The following is a 16,643-nucleotide window of genomic DNA, read 5'->3' on the forward strand; positions in this document are numbered from 1 at the left end:
TAATTGCTCTTAGGTGTGGGCTCAGCTGCAGAACTTCAATAAATAAAGAAGACTACGTTAGTCTGAGAGTTTCTTTTTCGCACAGTTGACGTTCTTGTTTATGTTGCTTACTTCCATCCCTCGAATCTCCGCCCAGTGAGCCTGTGTCATCAGGTCATAGTGCTCCGTAATGAGGTAATCAATACTTTCAGAACGTGAAGCATCTGCTTCGACAAGTGCGCGAACGTCGTAGCCATCTGGAATACCCTCGCCCTCTGCCACGTCCACACGGACAGTTGGGTAACTAGGAAGGAAGTTCGACTCAGAGAGTTGATGCACGACGGCATCTCGCGTCTCGGTGTTCAGGTTCAAGAAGTCCCCAGCGAGGCTATCAACAGGGAACCTGTCGGCCCATGGCTTAGCGGTCCACTGGTGGACAGTGACCGGTTCGTGAGGGTTCCCCAACAGCGCTTCCTTAGCGCACAGGTTGACGCTCGAAGCGAACTTGCGCTCAAAACCACGGCGTCGCTGGTTGAGCGTTTCGAGTGCTTCGACAACGTCGTTGTGGACTTCCTCACTATCGCGGACGTACTCGATGGTGGTCTCCAGTTTGTCCCACGCGATCTCGTCGTCGTACGTCACGTTGAGCGTGCCGACACGCTTGACACCGTACCAAGCATCCACGATCCGGGTTTTGTTCGGCACAGTTACGAGAACGTCCACGCCACTCTCCGGAATGTGGTAGATTCTGTAGTTAACTTCCGCTGGGCCCTTGATTTTCACGCGGTGTTGCCAGTTCTCTGGGATAGTCCAGAGGTGTTCACCAGCAAGAACCGCGTCACGTTCAGCGGGGACACGCTTGGTCCATCGATCCCGCGACTCTCTTCCGCGGGAGACAACGACGTGTTCGTCGTTTTCCCGATAGGCGTAGAGATAGCCGTCTGCCGAGTGGTGCCTGACATCGTCGTTGCTGAACCGGACTTCATCAGAGTCGCGGATTGTCTCGGTGCCGCCGTCGGTCATCGCCTCTATACTCGTGTTATCGGTGTTGGATTCTGTCATAGTGGATTCCTTGATGCTGGTCTCAGCCTCATCATCGCCGATTGTCTGGTTATGCACGCGTCGCATACTGCAAACCCGGTAAATTTGTGGTGACTTTTAAAACCAATGCAGCAAGGGGTGTGTATCCCTCATATTGTCGAGCCTGAAGGGGTTGAAAGGGCCGAAATACAGATTCACAGCGGGTGACCCAGACTCACAGCACGACCATACCGACCTACTTATAAATGACACCGATCCCGACCGGGACACGAATACATAGACACCTTGATGGAAAAACCAGAAATTGCCAAAACTCAGTGACAGCAGGCATATTCCACAAGTGAATGATTGCGGCGCTGCTTGTGCCAACTCGTTCGCTCCGCAATGTTGAACACTTCGACGACATCCAACCCAATTGATAGGACTCTTACCGAATCCAGAATATGTATCTGCATACCAATAATTCTGGGTAGGGCCTCAGAACCCGAAGAGTACGGCTAACCACCAGTTGACAAATTACACTCGATCGACAACTTATACTACTGAATCACGTATCCCCGATACGATGCGGCGGAACCGAGGGGCGGTGAACTACGCAGCAGGAACAGCTACGTCGAAAGCCGGCCTCGTCAATATGTACATTCACGGCGGGGCGATCATCTCAGCACTCACGCTACTACTAGGACTATTGAGTGCTGGATCGCTCGACGCAGCAATTCAGGTGTGGTGGGAGTTCTATATGGCGAAAGTCCTACCGTGGCCGATTGATGAACTGCTTACTACAGCCGGGTTTATCGATCTGATTGTCTCCCATGCGATTACGATCAGTGTCGGGTTGATGTCTGCAACGAGCAAATGGTGGCTTCGCGTCTAGTAGGAATTCCGCATAGAAACCCGCGTTCTACAGGCGTTGTCCACTGTCGATCTCCCACTGGGTGCCCATAATCTCGTCTTCAGCATACTTTCCACTCAACAACTTCAGTAACTTCCACGTGTGCACGTACTTCCCCACTTCCAACTCAATCTCCCCATTCTGACGGGCGTATTCTAAAGAGAACCGTTGATCTAACTCGTATGTCTCAATCATCTGCTCGATCTGGTTCGGGGTTGCCTGCTCGTGAATTCCAGCGTCATAGACTTCGTACATTCCACGAAGAATATTGATGTGGCTCAACAGCCACTCCGTCATCTTGCTCTTGTTCGCCAGACAGATGCCAGCATCTTCAAATCCTTCAATCGCTTCTTTCGCCCGTTTCTCGTACTCTTCCCGCATATTAAATATGCTCTCGAACGTTTTCGGACTGATGACGAACAACCACCCGTCGTAATATACCGCCGTCACGTTGGGCTGAATCACGACCATATCCCCCCGGAATCGTTCATATTCCTGCCCGCTATACAGGAGCGACAATTTGTTCGTCGTTTCAACCAACTCAACACCGCGGTACGACTGGACTCCAACCAACACCTTCCCATCCGGTTCACTGATCCGGATTAATTGGAAATCCGGTTTTGGATCCGCGGTGTACGTTGTCGGCCCGTGATGGTCTCGTGAAATCAGGATCTCGAATAATTCGCTCCCAGGAAGGTCAGTGACGGGAGCACACTGCATAATGGAGTCTTCAGCGATGGTGTTCGCCACGTCTAACGACCGAGCTCGTGTGTCCCCATTCCTGAGATCGTCGATGTGTGATGTGAGATCCTGAGCAAAGATGTCTGCCACCTCTTGCTGGACCGTGTGCCCGATCGGGAGTTTCCCGACTTCCGGTGTTTCACCAGTATCCCTGACTAAGAGGAATTCTGCTTCTGTGTTCCCGGTCGCGTATTCACGGGCTTCTTTGAGTTTTTCAGCCGGGTCCAGGTTCAGTGACATACTATGGTGCTAATGCTGTTGTATGGTCTAACGGAACGACCTCGACTTTATCGCGTGCGTCGCTCTTTGGTTTGGATTCTGGTGACATTATCTTTTCTTCTAATGACCCGTCTGAAATGAGTAACAACACTTGGTCATCACTGGTGAGTTCATACACCTGGTAGCCCCGCATACCCAGCATCGGATTCACGTGTAGATGCCCGGAATTGATTTGGAGAACACCGAGTACGAAGAAGAATACGACGAAAATTGCGAGGTCAAGTCCTTTCGTGAAGTCGAGTCCTGCGAACACGAAGACGTAGACGAGTAAGTAGGTGGACAGGAGCTCGTTCCGTTTTTGGTACGTGTCGATTGGGCGTTGTGTCGTCGCACGGTCCGAGTGAACCGCGACGATATGATAGACGAGAACGGAGAAGATCACACAAAGAATGAAGATACTACCAGTCAGGTACGAGAGTCCGACTTGCAAACCAACATAAGGAACAGGGAAAACATCAATCAGCATCGGGCCGGCGTTCCAGAGTTTGAGCCCCATGATAATGAAGAGTGGAACGTAGGAGCTGACGAAGAGGATGATTTTGATTGGTTTCCGGAACTCCCGAACGACCATTGCGCGTGACTAGCCTCGCCAGTCAAATAATTGCTCGCCAAACAGGGGTATCGTTCAAAGGCTTGTATCTAGAAGAACCGCATACCGTCACGATACCGGGTGATGTCCGTCCCCGTGTCTTTCCCTCTGCCACAATCAGATTGTAGTGCTCCATTCTGGAACGAGTGACAATCTGACGAGCGTAGAACGCCTACAGCGCATCAAACACTCGGCGCTATTGACCCGTCTGCTTCTGGGAGACGTGTATAGCCAGGGTTCTCAAGCATCGAAACATACGCTTGGTCAATATCCCGGCCAGACAGGTGTACATATCGTCCTGGGACTCGGGAGCCTGGAACCCAGCCAAACCACGCACACATCTGCGCTTCAGTGAGATAATTCGCCAGGTACGTCGCTCGACTGTGTCTGAAGTGATGCGGATTCACCGGTTTCTGAATCCCGGCTTGTTCGCTAGCACGATCTAAAATACGTAAACGAATGTACTGGTAACTGATTGTCTCATCTGGAGACCCTTGCTTCGTGTCGATTTTACACCAGAGTGGCGCGTCAGGGCGTCGGTTCGGGTGTGCTGTTAGCCATGACTCAAGATACGATTCAGATTCGAGGAGCAAGAGTCGGCGCGACCCGGTTTTCCCCGACACAACCATCTGTTTTCCGAGTGCCGTCTGTTCGATATGCCCAACTTCTAGGTCGATGAGTTCTCCGATCCGCGCTCCGGTTTCCCATAAGACGGCTACAAATGCACGATCACGGTCGTTATGACACGCTTCTAATAGAGCTTGAACATCTGCCGGAGTGAGCAGACTCTGCGGTAAAATCCTCTTTTGTTCCACGGGGCCACGTCGAATCCACTTTGTCTCCTCAGGGTCTTCTCCATCGTTCAACCACTTCCAGAACTGCTTGATCGCTTGCTTGTAATCAACGACAGTAGAGGAAGATGTTCCGCGTGTGTACAGCCACGCAACTAAATCAACGATCGCCTCTTTGTCCAGATCCACGAACCGTGTTTGTCCCACGTGATCCGTAATGATCTTGAAATGAGCAAGCACCTTCTGCTGTTGCGCCGAACTAATATCTGAAAGAACCATGTCACGATGGTACTCTTGTATCAATTGCTTATTTTCGGGGTGTATGTGTGTCGCCGACTCGATATACGCTAACGTTCGAGTCACCGCTGCCTCATAATCCATTGTAGGCATACTGCTCCTGAAGGTATCCAGCGAAGATAACACGAGCGGTGAATTCCTCTCTTGTGATCGACAGTTCACCGCTACAATCGAACATAGGTGAAACTGATTCTCAGCATCACACCACAGCGATAACCGTCTCAAAAAGAGCAGCCCGTCGCTAGGAGCGTCAACTGAACAATCCTCGGACGCGGCCGAGCACCCCGCCGGCACTTTCAGACTTACTCGTTTCCGTTGCTGTTTCTTCGCTCACCCGTCCATCAAGTTCAACACCAGCTGGCGGCTCTCCCAACCAGTCAAGGAATTCGTCAGGTGATTTGATCAGCAGGTCGCGGCCACGGCGTTCAACACGGGCAACGGTAGGCGGATCCCGCGCATACGTGTAGGTGTCCGTCGACATCTCTTCGGGGAACGACACGCGGAGCCGATCGCCTTGGTCTTCAGTGGTAATATCTTCTCGCGCAAGCAGGTCGAACCATCGGTCACGTCCCGCGTCATGCTCTTGTTCGGCGGGGCGTCGTGGGAACCACTCTGGCACGTCACGATCAGCATACTCGTAGAACTCCAGCATCACGGCACGTGCCGTCCGTAACGCATCGTCATCATTCGAAAGCGTCAGCTCTCGGGTCAGCATTTCGTGGGTGAACCAGAGGAACAACGGATTATCCTGCTCGATCAGCCGGTTGACCTCGGCCTCACCCTTGTAGCTCGTATCGAAATTCACGTTGAAGTGCAGGATCTTCGAGCGGTTCCGGAACCATTCATCCGGCCGTTTGTCGTTACTGATGAATGCGAACAGCGGGAAGCTCGCGTCTGGTGTCCAGTTCCCCCAGTAGTTTCGGAACGTATCCAGTCGGTTCACGGTGTCTTTCGTGATGTCATCGACGACGACGGGGAACGCAGTATTCGCAGACCGCATTCCCCGTACTTTCCGCTTCCCGACCTCGTCGGCATCAACCGGATTCACGACTCGCCCCCCGCTAATCATCGACAGCACGAACTGTGCGAATGTTCCTTTTCCGGCGTCCGACTCACCGTAGATGTAGAGGTTTGGAAGCGCCTTGTCAAGGTCAATCCCGTACTGATCGTAGAATGCTGCATCACGGTTCGCAAACGGAGCCCAAAACATCCACAGCAACGCCTCGGCCATATGCGCTTTCACTGCGTCTTCATCGTTGCAATTCCCGTACTTATCCACCGTCTCAAAATACCCCTCTAAATCGGACAAGGCGGTATCAACGGTACCTGGATCGTCAGGCAGCGGCTGTCCTACCCGGTAGACTCGCCCATCAGTATGGAAGCGTAGTGCACGCCCGAATTCAACCGGGGCATCATCACCTGTTTGCGTCCGATAGACACGCATTGTCGGCACTTCATAGACATCGCGCTTGTACTGCTGAACTGCCTGTGGCGTCGTCGTGAGTGAATCGCCGGAGAGAGACGCGTCGTAGTCGGTCATTCGAGCCAGCGCCTCAATCGCATCATCGCTGTGCCCCAGCAGGGAAAGGTTGATCCGTGTCTCACTCTCATCACTCGGATCCAACTCTTCGGCTGATGTCTCACTCTCACCGTCACTGTCATCTGACTCGTGGTGCTGCTCGTCGACTTGCTCTTCGGTACCCTCACTCAGCTCCGTCTCGTCGCCAAGTACCAAATCAACTTCATCGACCTCTGATTCAATCCGTTCATCAAGCCGTCCGTGAAGCTCACTTACCTCGTCACGAGTCTTTACCTTGCCCTCTGTGTACAACGAGACCACTTCCGCCCGGTCATCAGATGTCCGCTCCAGTCGTTCGGTGAGATCATCGAGGAATGGACCGTCGTTATTGTAGGACCGGTGCTCCTCATAGAAATCCACAAAATCGCCCCACAGCGATGTATCCGTCTCCGTCTCGAAGACGACCCCCGTGTTCGCTTGCCGCGTCCACGCGTTACTCGACAAGTTCGGCGACCCTACAATCGCCGTCGCTGGCCGCACCGTCTCTGTCCCCGCAGTATCTTCAGACTCACCTGTATCAGTCCCACCACTACTTGCGGTTGAGTCCGAATCGGTCCACTCGAAGGTTTGCTGTGACGCATCAGTCTCACCACTCCTGTCCGAGTCGTCACTCTCAGCGCTGTACTCGATCAGGTAGAGTTTGCTGTGCACTTCCTTCGTCTCGCAAAGATAGATCACCAACTTGTCGTCGCGTTTGAGGTGTTCAAGCCGATCTGCAAGTTCCGGCTTATCGATGAGCCGCTCTCGATAATCCGCAACGTCACCCACGACTACTTCCAGTTGTTCAAGCGACTCAACGCGGTCGAACAATTCGAGGATGAACTCCGGTGAATCACAGTACGTGACGACACGCATCCGGACAGCGTCCTCAAAGTACGTTTCGAACCGCCCGTAGCTCCTGAAGAGCTCGACGTGTCCCGCTGTTTCAGCCCTGCCGCCCAGCCGGAGATCAAACTGCTCCGCCATACTGTTAGTTACCAGTTACACAACTCGGTCTGATAACCGTTCACCTCAGAGCGGAACAGATGATCGCACCCAGAACACTCTCAATCTGGAAAGGTGGATTCCGTGAACTACCCGGTATTCGCCCTACCTGTGCGAAGAAGATCGGCGAAGGCGTCATTCCGCGCGATATTTCAGAGTCTCGCGGGCATAGTATGCGTCATCCCGCTCGCTGTCCGCGACCCGCTCAAACAATCGCCGCGAAATCTGCTTCGTGACGACCTCACCATCCTCGATCGTCCAAGCGAACGGTTCTTTCGGGTCAAGACCCCACTGCCGGAGAATCTCCCCGTCGACCCGCAACGATTGGACAAGCTCGTCGCCATACTCACTGGCTTTCTCTCGGCTCAAAACCAAGGTATCGAGAACCCCGTCGTCGTGCGCCTTCGGTGTCGCCCACTCAACCTTCCATTCCGAGTCGAGCTCGTTCATCACTAGTTCCAGTTGAGCGGTCGAAAATCAGTACAATAAGCACGAGTGGTTCGGCCGATGAAATCTGGTTGCGAATATACCGATAGGACACAGACTCCCAACAGCATTTATAAAAACACATACCTTAACTTGTGGTGAATGAGCCCTCTATATGAGCGCATACAATATCTTAAAGACAAATCCCTGCCCCACGAATACGTCGCAGATAACGGGCAATTAGTGCAATCTGAACTCAAACGTGTTACCCTGGCGGGCCGACAAATCACACTTTCAGCGGATATAACACAGGACGAGCAATCTCTGATCGAAGAAGCAATTCAGGCAACACAACCAAGGCCAAAGGGTTGCTTCAGCAACGCCCTCAAACTATGGGAGTACAACCATCGGTTCAGCTACGCCGAAGGATATGCCTCTGAGCCGGGGTTCCCTGACATCGACATCGACCACGCCTGGTCTATGCTTGATGGAAAAAAGATAGTTGACCCCACCACAGCAAATCTTGAGCATTATTACGGCGTGGTCATCCCTTCAGAGATATTAGAACAGAACACGGGAGCGAATTTCAGTCCGGAAGGAATCTTCTGTCAGCGAGAGAACCAAGACTTCCTTCGTGAGCAAGGCTATACAAAATCGAAGAATAATGAGTGAGACAGCGGTTCCCGTCCGTTCTTGAGAGTTTCACCGAAGCCGAATATACCTCATTGCAAGACGCGAGTTGAGGATTACGGCGCTTGCATCGAGCAGTAATTCCCGCATAGAAACGGGTATCCAATTCTGCAGAACGAAGTCTAATTGAGAACAGCTCGTGTCAGCGGAACTGATTACTGTCGTCCCAGTATACCTGGTCTCGATGCCCCAGATATTCGATTTCCATTGTACGAACCCGGACTGTGCGTTCGAGATGCCGTCCGGCTGGGGATACTATATGTACGCAATCGCGGACGACGGCGAACGCATCCATTGTCCACACCCTGGAGAGATGGGACGAGCGCGAGACGTGATCGGCGAGGACGCGTCCCAGGAAGAGATCGACCGTCGCACCGGGTTCAATACCTACTGCTTCTGTATCCACTGCGAAGCGCAGGTGGATTTAGATCTCGACCGGGATGAGAAGGCGTGTCCGGAGTGTCAATCAAACGCAGTCAAGACCATCGATGGACTTGTTGACGAACAATGCCCCGTCTGCGGGGAAGGGACATTCGTCGCTGAGGATACCGGTGCAATAGCGTAGTTGCGCCAGTAGGATATTATAAACGAGTGCCCGTTTCCATATGAAGTTTAACTGGATAGCGAAACGGAGAGTTCTCTATGGAAAGTGAATCGAACACCCGGGTATTTCGGCGCAGGATCTGAGAGTACAGAAGGGCCGATAGCAGTGTCACAGTCGGGCAGCCAGGCTCACAGCACGCCTATACCATACATATCCCGGGAATATCAGGCGTATTCACTAAGTGAGTGATTGTGGCGCGTTTGTGGACGGCCTCGTACCAACAGCTCATATTCCCCCATCGGCACTGGCAGTGCCCCCGTCCCAGATAGCTGAGAGAGTTTCACGGCGGTGAGCGGTTCTTGGGCCAGTGCGTACCCTGTTGCCATACTCACCGGTGCGACAGCGATGATCGCCTCGTCAGGCGTTGCCTCAATCAGTTCTTCAGCATTCGCATTACGGACAACTGCATCGGTCGGGAGTGAAGAGACGGGAAACAGATCGGATGCCTCGTCGTATGGGATACTATCATAGACGAGGTATGGATGCTTGTCACGCATCTATACTGCCCTATTAATTTTTGAAAGTAATAAATCTAACGTCGGTATTACAGCACTCCCCTCACACGACAAACCATGACCAACGGTTGCACCGCGGACGATATTGCTACCGCAAACCCAGAAATATGCCCGGCTGACGACGTTTCGACGGCGGCAGACTGGCTTACGGAACGCGACTACGACTCGGCACCGGTGTTCGAAGATGCTCGGCCAGTTGGCTACGTGACACGAGACGCCGCAGAAGGAGCCTCGCCAGACACGTCACTCGCAGAGATTACAGAACCGCTAACAGTCGATGTCCTCATTGCCAGCGACTCCCCACTCGATACAGTTCTCGAAGCACTCTATGACCGCCCGTTCTACTATCTCGCGGACCGAAACCAAGTTACCGGGATCCTCACCCGTGCAGACCTCAACACCGAGCCAGTCTACCAACACCTCTACACCAAACTCTCACAGCTCGAACAAGCCTTCCGGAAGACAATCCAAGAACACGTGCCAGATTGGCGCGACACCACACCGCTTCATCCAGAGGTACTGGACGACATCGACGAACGCCTTGCTGATGCGAAAGACGCCGGCGTCGCACTCGATCCGATTCACTACGCTCAGTTCTCAACACTCGTGACCATTATCGGAAACAGCGACGCTGCATCACAAGCACTCGACTTCGATGCCGGGCACCAAGCAAGCAGCCAACTCGACCCAATCACAGATCTCCGGAACGATGTCGCCCACTCAACACCGGTCATACAGAACACAGACCGCGGCCTCACCGAATCTGGTCGAACAATCACTCATCTTCTTGAGCAGTACCGAATTATCGAGGAACTCCTTACCACCCAAGAGAATTGATGTGACAGGGACGTAATCGGTCCGCATCGATGATTTTGTAATGGGTATCTCACGCCCACTCTCACAACTGTCTCACAAGGCGCTCTCACGCGGTATCCGGGATTCAGGTTACTTTGTCTCTCTGTCCGATCGCATTGAGATCCTCAACCACCCTTCTTCCTACGTACTGTGTGAATCCACAGATCAAGATACTTCGGTATGGTCAGGATTGCCTCATGCCAATCGGTTCACAGAGAGATCCAACCTACTTTCTCCCGATCCTGCTCACGAGCATCTCTCACGACTAGTTTCACGAGTGAGCTCACGATACCCACTCATATGTATCGAGAAAGCGTATATATTACTTTCTCAGCAAGGTGAGTTCAGTGAAGCGCATCATTAACTAGAGCGGACAAAGCCACCAACGCTAGCAGGTCATCGTAGTCCTCAATCATATTCAGGTATTTTTTGTAATGCCATGTGGGGCCACGTTCCGTGACGATCAGGAATTCAAATGCCAGATTCGGATTGCCAGATAATGTCTCATAGAATCCATCTCTTAACGCAGCGTCCCATAGATCTTCAGGCTGAACACGGTCGGTTTTCCAGTCACGTGCAGTGTTCAACATCTCCATCATCATTTGGTGATAGATCTCCGCTGGTTCCGGGGGCTCATTTCCTGCGGATGGGTTACGCTTTGGAGCCATACACTGAATCAAATCTCATTATACCGCTTTTCAACTTCTAACAGATCTTCCAGGAACTGCTCCGTCTGGTCATCTCCGGCGTAGACATCGTGAATGCATAACGAACGAATCGTTGCCTCACTCCGGTCATATGCCTCTGCTGTCTGCGTTAGGGCCCTATCCAACCGACTCTCATCTTCACCACGGTACACTTCTCCCTCATCATCTCGCTTGACGGGTGCATCTTCCAGTTCAATAAACCGGCGGCAAACTGACACACGATACCTTGATCCATTCCTATTGTCAGTTAGAGGCGGGAAGATCTCGCTACAAATCATCTGAAGCTTTTCGTCATCCGTGAGCTCTGCTTCCTGGGATCGTATTCTACCAAGTAACTCCTTGATTTCCATGCTACAAGATAACACACTCATCCGTAATATACTACACGGAAATGCGTGTTCAGCGGCTATCCCGAGTAGACTACGTTGAAAGTTTCTCGCAGACGGAGCTGTCTACTACACGAGCAACGCAAGTGCGGGGTTGTCGTCCATAGTGACGTACCGAGTGATAATGACACGTAACGAGCTATGAAGTGTGATTCTCAGGGGCGTTAGAACAGGAGCGAGTACGAGAGCTGGAAAGGGCCGATGACAGATTCACAGTCGGATAGCCAGACTCACAACACGACTATACTACGCATAGCCTACGATCGTTGGGAGTATTCGCTAAGTGGATGATTGCGGCGTCTTCGCAGGCAGTCTCGTGTGAACTGCTCCTGAGTAGGTAACTAAAGAGAACCGAGCTGTAGGAGTATTTGTGTATATGTCTCGTGGACCTGTAGAAACGGCTGTAGAACCAGCTATACAAATTGATTCGGCTGTACAACTTGTTCACGATGGCCCACAGTAGCCGGGAAATTAAGAATGAGCTTCGTTTCCCGAACCTGTTCTAGTGCCTCAATATAATCTTGGAGTGCTTCATATGTTGCACTCCATTCCTGAAGCTCACGGACAGCCTCTTCACCCTGTTCTTCATGTACCTGCTCAATGCTGATCGTTGACGGGTGCTCTGTCTCAAATTCCTGCTTCCACGCTTGATGTTTGTTCCATCGATCAACGATCCCTGCTCGTAATTCCTCATCAGAGTGCGTCTGCGCAAGCTCATACCCTCGCCGGAACCGAAAGTACGCCTCGTTCTTGTCGTACTTCAGCGGGTTCTCTCCGGCTTTCTCGGCGATCCCCAGCTCTTCGAAGTCACTCAAAATGTTCCGCGCACCTTGGTCGGAACAGTCCGCCATCTCTGCGAGGACGCTGATCTTCGTCGGTTGTGACAGCGCGTGGATTGCCTCTAAGAGGCGCTCACGAGCGGTTTGCTCGGTGTCGTCATCTCCCGTGGTGTGAGAGTCGTTCTCCGAGCTACTCATACTATCCAATAATTATTGGATCGGAAAATAGTTATCGGAGCGATGGCTGTCCAACTTTCACCCAGAACGAATTGACATCCCCACCCGCCTGAGGGCGGGGTGACTAGTGACACGAGACCCCGCAGAGGCAGCCTCGCCGGACACATCACTCGCAAAGAGTTCCTGTGGAGTTAGAGTTCGTTTGCGAACTTTTTGATGAACGGCTCGATGATGGCGGTGTGGTATTCAAAGATGTTATCCACCGGGTGAAGTGCCTCATCTGTATCGTCTTCGAATCGCAGGTACGTATCTGTGAAGGAATACGTCGCTGGCTTGTGTTGCGGGTCGTATCCTTGGAGAGCCTGGTCTTGGTCAAGCTGGGTTGGTTTAATCGAGATGAGTACTGTACCATTCGACGAGTCGTAGTCCAGTTTGAAGCCTTTGAGAGACGCATGAACAGCAGCGTTCCGTATCCCACGGAGATAGGTGAACCGCGTCATCACATTATCACACGCCTGATTCCACGGTTGATTTCCGGTCTGTGAGGAGCTATCCCACCGAGATAATGCCGGACTCATCGGCGGATGGATGGAAATGTCAGTCGGATCTGTTTGTGCCGCGGTTGCTAGGCAGAATTTCATAACCTCAATCGTTCTGTAGATGGCAGACAGGTACCGCGAAAGAAGCATTTGGGCGTGGAACCGTGGATTCTTGGTTTGGCCTTGGGGGACTGTGTAGTAATAGTGGTCAGTCGGGGCGGCACTGATCTGCTTGAAATTTGCGGTTAGAATCCCGTATTCCTTGTGTAGAGTATAGATTGCGCCAAAGAATGCGTCTCGCCCACACCCTCTAAGCGAGTTATTCCGGTATGTGTCGTCAGTATACTGATTATAGACCGCAGATACTGACGGGGTATATGTCATTACTCACATACGCACGAGAAACGCTCAAAAGGATTTGGACTTCAGAAGACGGGGACAAAACGGCAGATTAAACAGCGTTACTCGGATGCGAGAGCGCGTTCGAGTTCCTCACCGATCTGCTCGTAGAACTCCGTGGTGCCCATCTCCTCGTGAGCGCCTTCTGGGAGAGAACGAGTCTGGTTCCCATCCGACTCAAACTGCCGTTGCATACCTGTCCGTAGACAGTATTCTTTAGTAAGTCTTTGGGTCATAGATAGGAAGCACGGTGAGTACCATCGACGGCCGGATCGATCTGGAGATAATTATCTATGAATCTCTACTCTTCAGGCAATTACAGCTCTGCAGAGATTCGCTGTAACGCCGTAATCGCCGTCTCCAACTGCTCTCGCAACTCCGTCCCATCCTCGCCCAACGTCGCCTCACCGTCCTCAACAGGGCTCTGCTCTGAAGGCTCTTCAGAGACTACGTGGTCAGGCTGACGAGCATCCTCAGTCTCGTCATCAACAGTATCCAGTTGCTGTTGTCCATCAGCATCAGCACTACTCGGGTCAGACTCCCTCTCGCCTGCTGTACTGCCCGCTGGGTGCTGCCCACCGTCACCACTACGACGGAACGCAGCTAACGGGAAATCGTACGCACGCGCTCGTTTCTGCTTATGAAACGTCGTTCGTCGGGAGATGTCAAGCACGTCCATCACTGTCTGCCGATTACATCCCCGTTCTAAGGCCCGTCTGACCTGTTCGTCTTCAACTCGCTGAATCAACGCTTGCGGATCCGACGGGATGTGACCACGCGCAGAATGCTCGATTTGGCCTGTCAAGCCCCACGCACCCGTCTGGACATCCTGATCAACAATCTGGCGGTCACGCGTCTCAACCTGGTTGTCAAGCCCCATCAGGACTGCAAGGCGTTCACGGACCGTCGTTGGCGACAACTCCGCCGTTAACGAGTCCGCGATCTTCCCAGTCTGCGCTGGCCCCTCGTCAGCCAAGTACCGTAAGATCTCGATGTCCTGCGGAAGCAGCACACTGAGATCGGCTTCTGTGAGTGTTACTGGAGCATCTGCACGCGTCGATTGCTGGTGAATCCAACTGTGGCAGGACCGGCACAGCGTCGTTAGATTCTCCAGGCCGTTTTCAGCGACGCCGACAGGGTCACGCTCGATATGGTGGACGTGCAACGTCGCCAGCCCACCTCGCTCTGGACCCTCTCGCCCGCAGACTTGGCACCGGTGACCGTCTCGTGCCAATACCTCAGAGCGCGTCTCGGCAGTCACGGACTCATTCTCGCGGTCCTGATCGTACCCGTGACTCGCCGCTGAGTCAGACGTACGCGTCTCCGCGCCGTCTGGCTCACTCGTCGTCGTTTGTTCGTTCGATTCGTTGCTGAACTCGTGGTGTCCGTCAGCTCGTGTCATCAGTTTCTGTTAGCTTCGGTCGCTTGCTCGATTGGTTCGCGCGGTTCCGGCCAGCATATGGATGATCGCTTCAATCAGATCGACCGCTTCCATCGCTCCCCGTCAGACTCGGTGTTGCACAGTTACGCGAGCATCACCTCTGCACCGTCGGTGACAGTGACTTCACCGAGAACTCTGATTTCGAGCAATACCACTGAGCAAGCCGTCCGAGATCACGGGTCCGAAGCACATCAGCGACGTTATGAGCCACTAGGTCAGCGAACCGTCCCTCATTGAACGCTGTGACTGCTTCACCACTCTCGACGAACGGATCCACGTCGCTGTACCGGCCATCACACAGCACGTCATAGACGCCTGCTAAGTCACTCTGATCATCAGACACGACATCACCGTCACCACCATCACAGGATGTGACGGTCGTATTGAATCGCCGCGTTAAGACCGGCAGAAGATCCGCGTACGGGAGCTCACGGAACGGCCACTCAATCTCCAACCGTGCCAAGCGCGTCCGAAGGAACGGGAGATCGAACCCGCCCTTCCATCGTTCTCCGTTGAACGCCACCAGCAACACGTCATCATCCTGGAGCCGGTCCGCAGTGAACGATCCCACTGCTTCAAACAGCGCTCGCTCCGTCGGATGCGTCGTTACCTGCACGTGTACAGGCACGCGATCACTAACACGTCTCTCCACACTGTCGGCATCCCGACTACCAGTCTGGACGAACACGCGGACGCCCATCGGCACCGCGAATCCGATTACAGTAACCTCGTCGTCGACACCGAACCCAGTCGTCTCAATATCGAACGCGACCAGTTCCAGCACCACTACGCTTCACCCCCTGAGACATCTGCCTTCTCAACGTCGTGTATCAGCTCGGCACGATCCGGGATGCGATCATCGCTCGCCGGGCGGACTCGAAGCTCACCGAATCCGAACCGCGAATGTGTTCCAACCCGGGATACCCCGTTCTTCGCCGTCTTGACCGGGTCCGATCCGTCGTACCCGACAATCTGTCCGTGGTCAATCGTCGCTAGGTCATACACGTCTCCATCGTCGACGAGCCGTTCCGTCCGTCGCCGTAGCCCGGATCCTCTCGCCTCACTCACCTCACCCTCATTGTTACGGTCACAGTCAGCCGCACTCGACGGCGCAGCTGGGCGGGACACATCCCACCACCACGGCACGGACTGATCATCAGCACCGGGGTAGTCGGTCGCTATGACGAACGGTGACACCAACTCAAGGGCGTGTTCGTCGGCTGCTGCGATCCGGTCGTAGTCCAACGCCTCAAGATCGATCAGTTGTGAATCGACGATCGACAACTGACCGAACCCGTAGTTTCGCGCTCCACCAACCTGTAGGCCATCCAGCGTCTCGTCCGCGACGGGAAGCACTGATTTCGAGTGCGAACCAGTCGTAGACAGGTAACACTGGACGAACCACCGAACCGATCGTTTCGAGGTCTGCATCTCTGGCGGGCGACCAAACCACGCGACCGAATCGAACGCAAGCCGCCCACCGTGCGACTGGACAGGATGGGCGTTATGCGCGTCCCGCGGCCGCGACGACTTCAACCAGCGCTGCGCCGAATCCCGCAGCAAGAACAGATCATCATACGTCTCTACCGGGGGTAACGACAATCCAACTTTCCCCAAGGACGACTGGGAGTGCCACGACGGCGGCGTTCCGTACTCTTTGGGTAAGAACACACCGTGACTGACGCACAACGCTCGCCGCATCCGTTCGCCGACACGCTGTGCTAGTGCCTGATAGAGCGCGTTCCCTGTCACGAAGTACGGGTGCCCCAGATACCCCGTCTCCAGCTCGAACAGCACCTGCTGGATACGCGTCACGCTAACTCACCCCCTACATTTCCACTCCAGACCCCGACCAGTGCCCGAGACCGAAGCACAGCGGACTGTAGTCCAGACACACCCTGTTTCCAGTGCCCTGACCCGTACAGCACCGTTACCGGCGCAATATAGGGGGTA

Annotated in this window: 19 protein-coding genes; 4 read left to right on the forward strand and 15 right to left on the reverse strand. The window is 53.5% G+C overall.

The features are described 5' to 3' along the window. Nucleotides 1-57 precede the first annotated feature (57 nt). Nucleotides 58-1,107 (reverse strand): hypothetical protein, encoded by a 1,050-nt coding sequence (locus BLW38_RS09850; protein ID WP_143040842.1) that lies wholly within the window; start codon nt 1,105-1,107, stop codon nt 58-60. 499 nt (nt 1,108-1,606) lie between these two features. Here BLW38_RS09850 and BLW38_RS09855 point away from each other — a divergent pair, with 499 nt between their 5' ends. Next, on the forward strand, nt 1,607-1,894 hold the full coding sequence (locus tag BLW38_RS09855; RefSeq protein ID WP_143040843.1) for a hypothetical protein: 288 nt from the start codon (nt 1,607-1,609) through the stop codon (nt 1,892-1,894). 27 nt (nt 1,895-1,921) lie between these two features. Here BLW38_RS09855 and BLW38_RS09860 read toward each other — a convergent pair whose 3' ends face one another. The 5 genes from BLW38_RS09860 to BLW38_RS09880 form a co-directional block, all read right to left on the reverse strand. After that, nucleotides 1,922-2,893: a Kiwa anti-phage protein KwaB-like domain-containing protein gene (locus tag BLW38_RS09860; protein WP_092817085.1), complete on the reverse strand. Its 972-nt coding sequence runs from the start codon at nt 2,891-2,893 to the stop codon at nt 1,922-1,924. Nucleotide 2,894: 1 nt separating this feature from the next. Next, entirely contained in the window at nt 2,895-3,503 is a 609-nt protein-coding gene (locus BLW38_RS09865; protein WP_092817086.1) for a hypothetical protein, read from the reverse strand. A gap of 200 nt (nt 3,504-3,703) precedes the next feature. Beyond that, nucleotides 3,704-4,702, reverse strand: a complete 999-nt coding sequence (locus BLW38_RS09870) for a tyrosine-type recombinase/integrase (protein WP_092817087.1) — start codon at nt 4,700-4,702, stop codon at nt 3,704-3,706. Nucleotides 4,703-4,859: 157 nt separating this feature from the next. Then, a complete protein-coding gene (locus BLW38_RS09875) occupies nt 4,860-7,154 on the reverse strand; it encodes a tyrosyl-DNA phosphodiesterase (RefSeq protein ID WP_092817088.1) in 2,295 nt (764 codons plus the stop codon). 153 nt (nt 7,155-7,307) lie between these two features. After that, a complete protein-coding gene (locus tag BLW38_RS09880; protein WP_092817089.1) occupies nt 7,308-7,622 on the reverse strand; it encodes a hypothetical protein in 315 nt (104 codons plus the stop codon). Between the two features lie 138 nt (nt 7,623-7,760). Between BLW38_RS09880 and BLW38_RS09885 the strand changes: the two genes are divergently transcribed. Together BLW38_RS09885 and BLW38_RS09890 are read left to right on the forward strand one after the other, a co-directional pair. Beyond that, nucleotides 7,761-8,270: a hypothetical protein gene (locus BLW38_RS09885; protein ID WP_092817090.1), complete on the forward strand. Its 510-nt coding sequence runs from the start codon at nt 7,761-7,763 to the stop codon at nt 8,268-8,270. A gap of 202 nt (nt 8,271-8,472) precedes the next feature. Continuing rightward, nucleotides 8,473-8,853, forward strand: coding sequence for a hypothetical protein (locus tag BLW38_RS09890; protein ID WP_092817091.1), 381 nt, complete (start codon nt 8,473-8,475; stop codon nt 8,851-8,853). 203 nt (nt 8,854-9,056) lie between these two features. Here BLW38_RS09890 and BLW38_RS15810 read toward each other — a convergent pair whose 3' ends face one another. After that, nucleotides 9,057-9,389 carry a hypothetical protein gene (locus BLW38_RS15810; RefSeq protein ID WP_143040844.1) on the reverse strand — a complete coding sequence of 111 codons (333 nt, stop codon included), beginning with the start codon at nt 9,387-9,389 and terminating at the stop codon, nt 9,057-9,059. A gap of 75 nt (nt 9,390-9,464) precedes the next feature. Between BLW38_RS15810 and BLW38_RS09895 the strand changes: the two genes are divergently transcribed. Further along, entirely contained in the window at nt 9,465-10,244 is a 780-nt protein-coding gene (locus tag BLW38_RS09895) for a CBS domain-containing protein (RefSeq protein ID WP_092817092.1), read from the forward strand. 362 nt (nt 10,245-10,606) lie between these two features. Here BLW38_RS09895 and BLW38_RS09900 read toward each other — a convergent pair whose 3' ends face one another. The 8 genes from BLW38_RS09900 to BLW38_RS09930 all read right to left on the reverse strand — a co-directional run bounded on the left by BLW38_RS09900 (nt 10,607) and on the right by BLW38_RS09930 (nt 16,505). After that, entirely contained in the window at nt 10,607-10,930 is a 324-nt protein-coding gene (locus tag BLW38_RS09900) for a hypothetical protein (protein WP_143040845.1), read from the reverse strand. 8 nt (nt 10,931-10,938) lie between these two features. Continuing rightward, complete coding sequence (locus tag BLW38_RS09905; RefSeq protein WP_092817094.1) at nt 10,939-11,319, reverse strand: hypothetical protein; 381 nt, start codon at nt 11,317-11,319, stop codon at nt 10,939-10,941. A 449-nt stretch (nt 11,320-11,768) separates the two neighbouring features. Further along, complete coding sequence (locus BLW38_RS09910; protein WP_092817095.1) at nt 11,769-12,332, reverse strand: DUF7342 family protein; 564 nt, start codon at nt 12,330-12,332, stop codon at nt 11,769-11,771. Between the two features lie 170 nt (nt 12,333-12,502). After that, nucleotides 12,503-13,234: a hypothetical protein gene (locus BLW38_RS15820; RefSeq protein WP_143040846.1), complete on the reverse strand. Its 732-nt coding sequence runs from the start codon at nt 13,232-13,234 to the stop codon at nt 12,503-12,505. Between the two features lie 77 nt (nt 13,235-13,311). Continuing rightward, nucleotides 13,312-13,443 (reverse strand): hypothetical protein, encoded by a 132-nt coding sequence (locus tag BLW38_RS16675; protein ID WP_281241168.1) that lies wholly within the window; start codon nt 13,441-13,443, stop codon nt 13,312-13,314. Nucleotides 13,444-13,565: 122 nt separating this feature from the next. After that, entirely contained in the window at nt 13,566-14,414 is an 849-nt protein-coding gene (locus tag BLW38_RS09920; protein ID WP_245710138.1) for an HNH endonuclease signature motif containing protein, read from the reverse strand. A 370-nt stretch (nt 14,415-14,784) separates the two neighbouring features. Further along, nucleotides 14,785-15,477 (reverse strand): ribonuclease H-like domain-containing protein, encoded by a 693-nt coding sequence (locus BLW38_RS09925; protein WP_092817098.1) that lies wholly within the window; start codon nt 15,475-15,477, stop codon nt 14,785-14,787. Continuing rightward, nucleotides 15,477-16,505, reverse strand: a complete 1,029-nt coding sequence (locus BLW38_RS09930; RefSeq protein ID WP_092817099.1) for a hypothetical protein — start codon at nt 16,503-16,505, stop codon at nt 15,477-15,479. The genes BLW38_RS09925 and BLW38_RS09930 overlap by 1 nt, the downstream gene beginning before the upstream one ends. Nucleotides 16,506-16,643 lie beyond the last annotated feature (138 nt).

The organism is Halopenitus malekzadehii, from assembly GCF_900108505.1.
Classification (GTDB): domain Archaea; phylum Halobacteriota; class Halobacteria; order Halobacteriales; family Haloferacaceae; genus Halopenitus; species Halopenitus malekzadehii.

Bases quoted from the DNA above. Each gene is read 5' to 3' on its own strand.
- BLW38_RS09850 (WP_143040842.1), bottom strand. From the start codon at position 1,107: ATGCGACGCGTGCATAACCAGACAATCGGCGATGATGAGGCTGAGACC.
- BLW38_RS09860 (WP_092817085.1), bottom strand. From the start codon at position 2,893: ATGTCACTGAACCTGGACCCGGCTGAAAAACTCAAAGAAGCCCGTGAA.
- BLW38_RS09865 (WP_092817086.1), bottom strand. From the start codon at position 3,503: ATGGTCGTTCGGGAGTTCCGGAAACCAATCAAAATCATCCTCTTCGTC.
- BLW38_RS09870 (WP_092817087.1), bottom strand. From the start codon at position 4,702: ATGCCTACAATGGATTATGAGGCAGCGGTGACTCGAACGTTAGCGTAT.
- BLW38_RS09875 (WP_092817088.1), bottom strand. From the start codon at position 7,154: ATGGCGGAGCAGTTTGATCTCCGGCTGGGCGGCAGGGCTGAAACAGCG.
- BLW38_RS09880 (WP_092817089.1), bottom strand. From the start codon at position 7,622: ATGAACGAGCTCGACTCGGAATGGAAGGTTGAGTGGGCGACACCGAAG.
- BLW38_RS09885 (WP_092817090.1), top strand. From the start codon at position 7,761: ATGAGCCCTCTATATGAGCGCATACAATATCTTAAAGACAAATCCCTG.
- BLW38_RS09890 (WP_092817091.1), top strand. From the start codon at position 8,473: ATGCCCCAGATATTCGATTTCCATTGTACGAACCCGGACTGTGCGTTC.
- BLW38_RS15810 (WP_143040844.1), bottom strand. From the start codon at position 9,389: ATGCGTGACAAGCATCCATACCTCGTCTATGATAGTATCCCATACGAC.
- BLW38_RS09895 (WP_092817092.1), top strand. From the start codon at position 9,465: ATGACCAACGGTTGCACCGCGGACGATATTGCTACCGCAAACCCAGAA.
- BLW38_RS09900 (WP_143040845.1), bottom strand. From the start codon at position 10,930: ATGGCTCCAAAGCGTAACCCATCCGCAGGAAATGAGCCCCCGGAACCA.
- BLW38_RS09905 (WP_092817094.1), bottom strand. From the start codon at position 11,319: ATGGAAATCAAGGAGTTACTTGGTAGAATACGATCCCAGGAAGCAGAG.
- BLW38_RS09910 (WP_092817095.1), bottom strand. From the start codon at position 12,332: ATGAGTAGCTCGGAGAACGACTCTCACACCACGGGAGATGACGACACC.
- BLW38_RS15820 (WP_143040846.1), bottom strand. From the start codon at position 13,234: ATGACATATACCCCGTCAGTATCTGCGGTCTATAATCAGTATACTGAC.
- BLW38_RS16675 (WP_281241168.1), bottom strand. From the start codon at position 13,443: ATGCAACGGCAGTTTGAGTCGGATGGGAACCAGACTCGTTCTCTCCCA.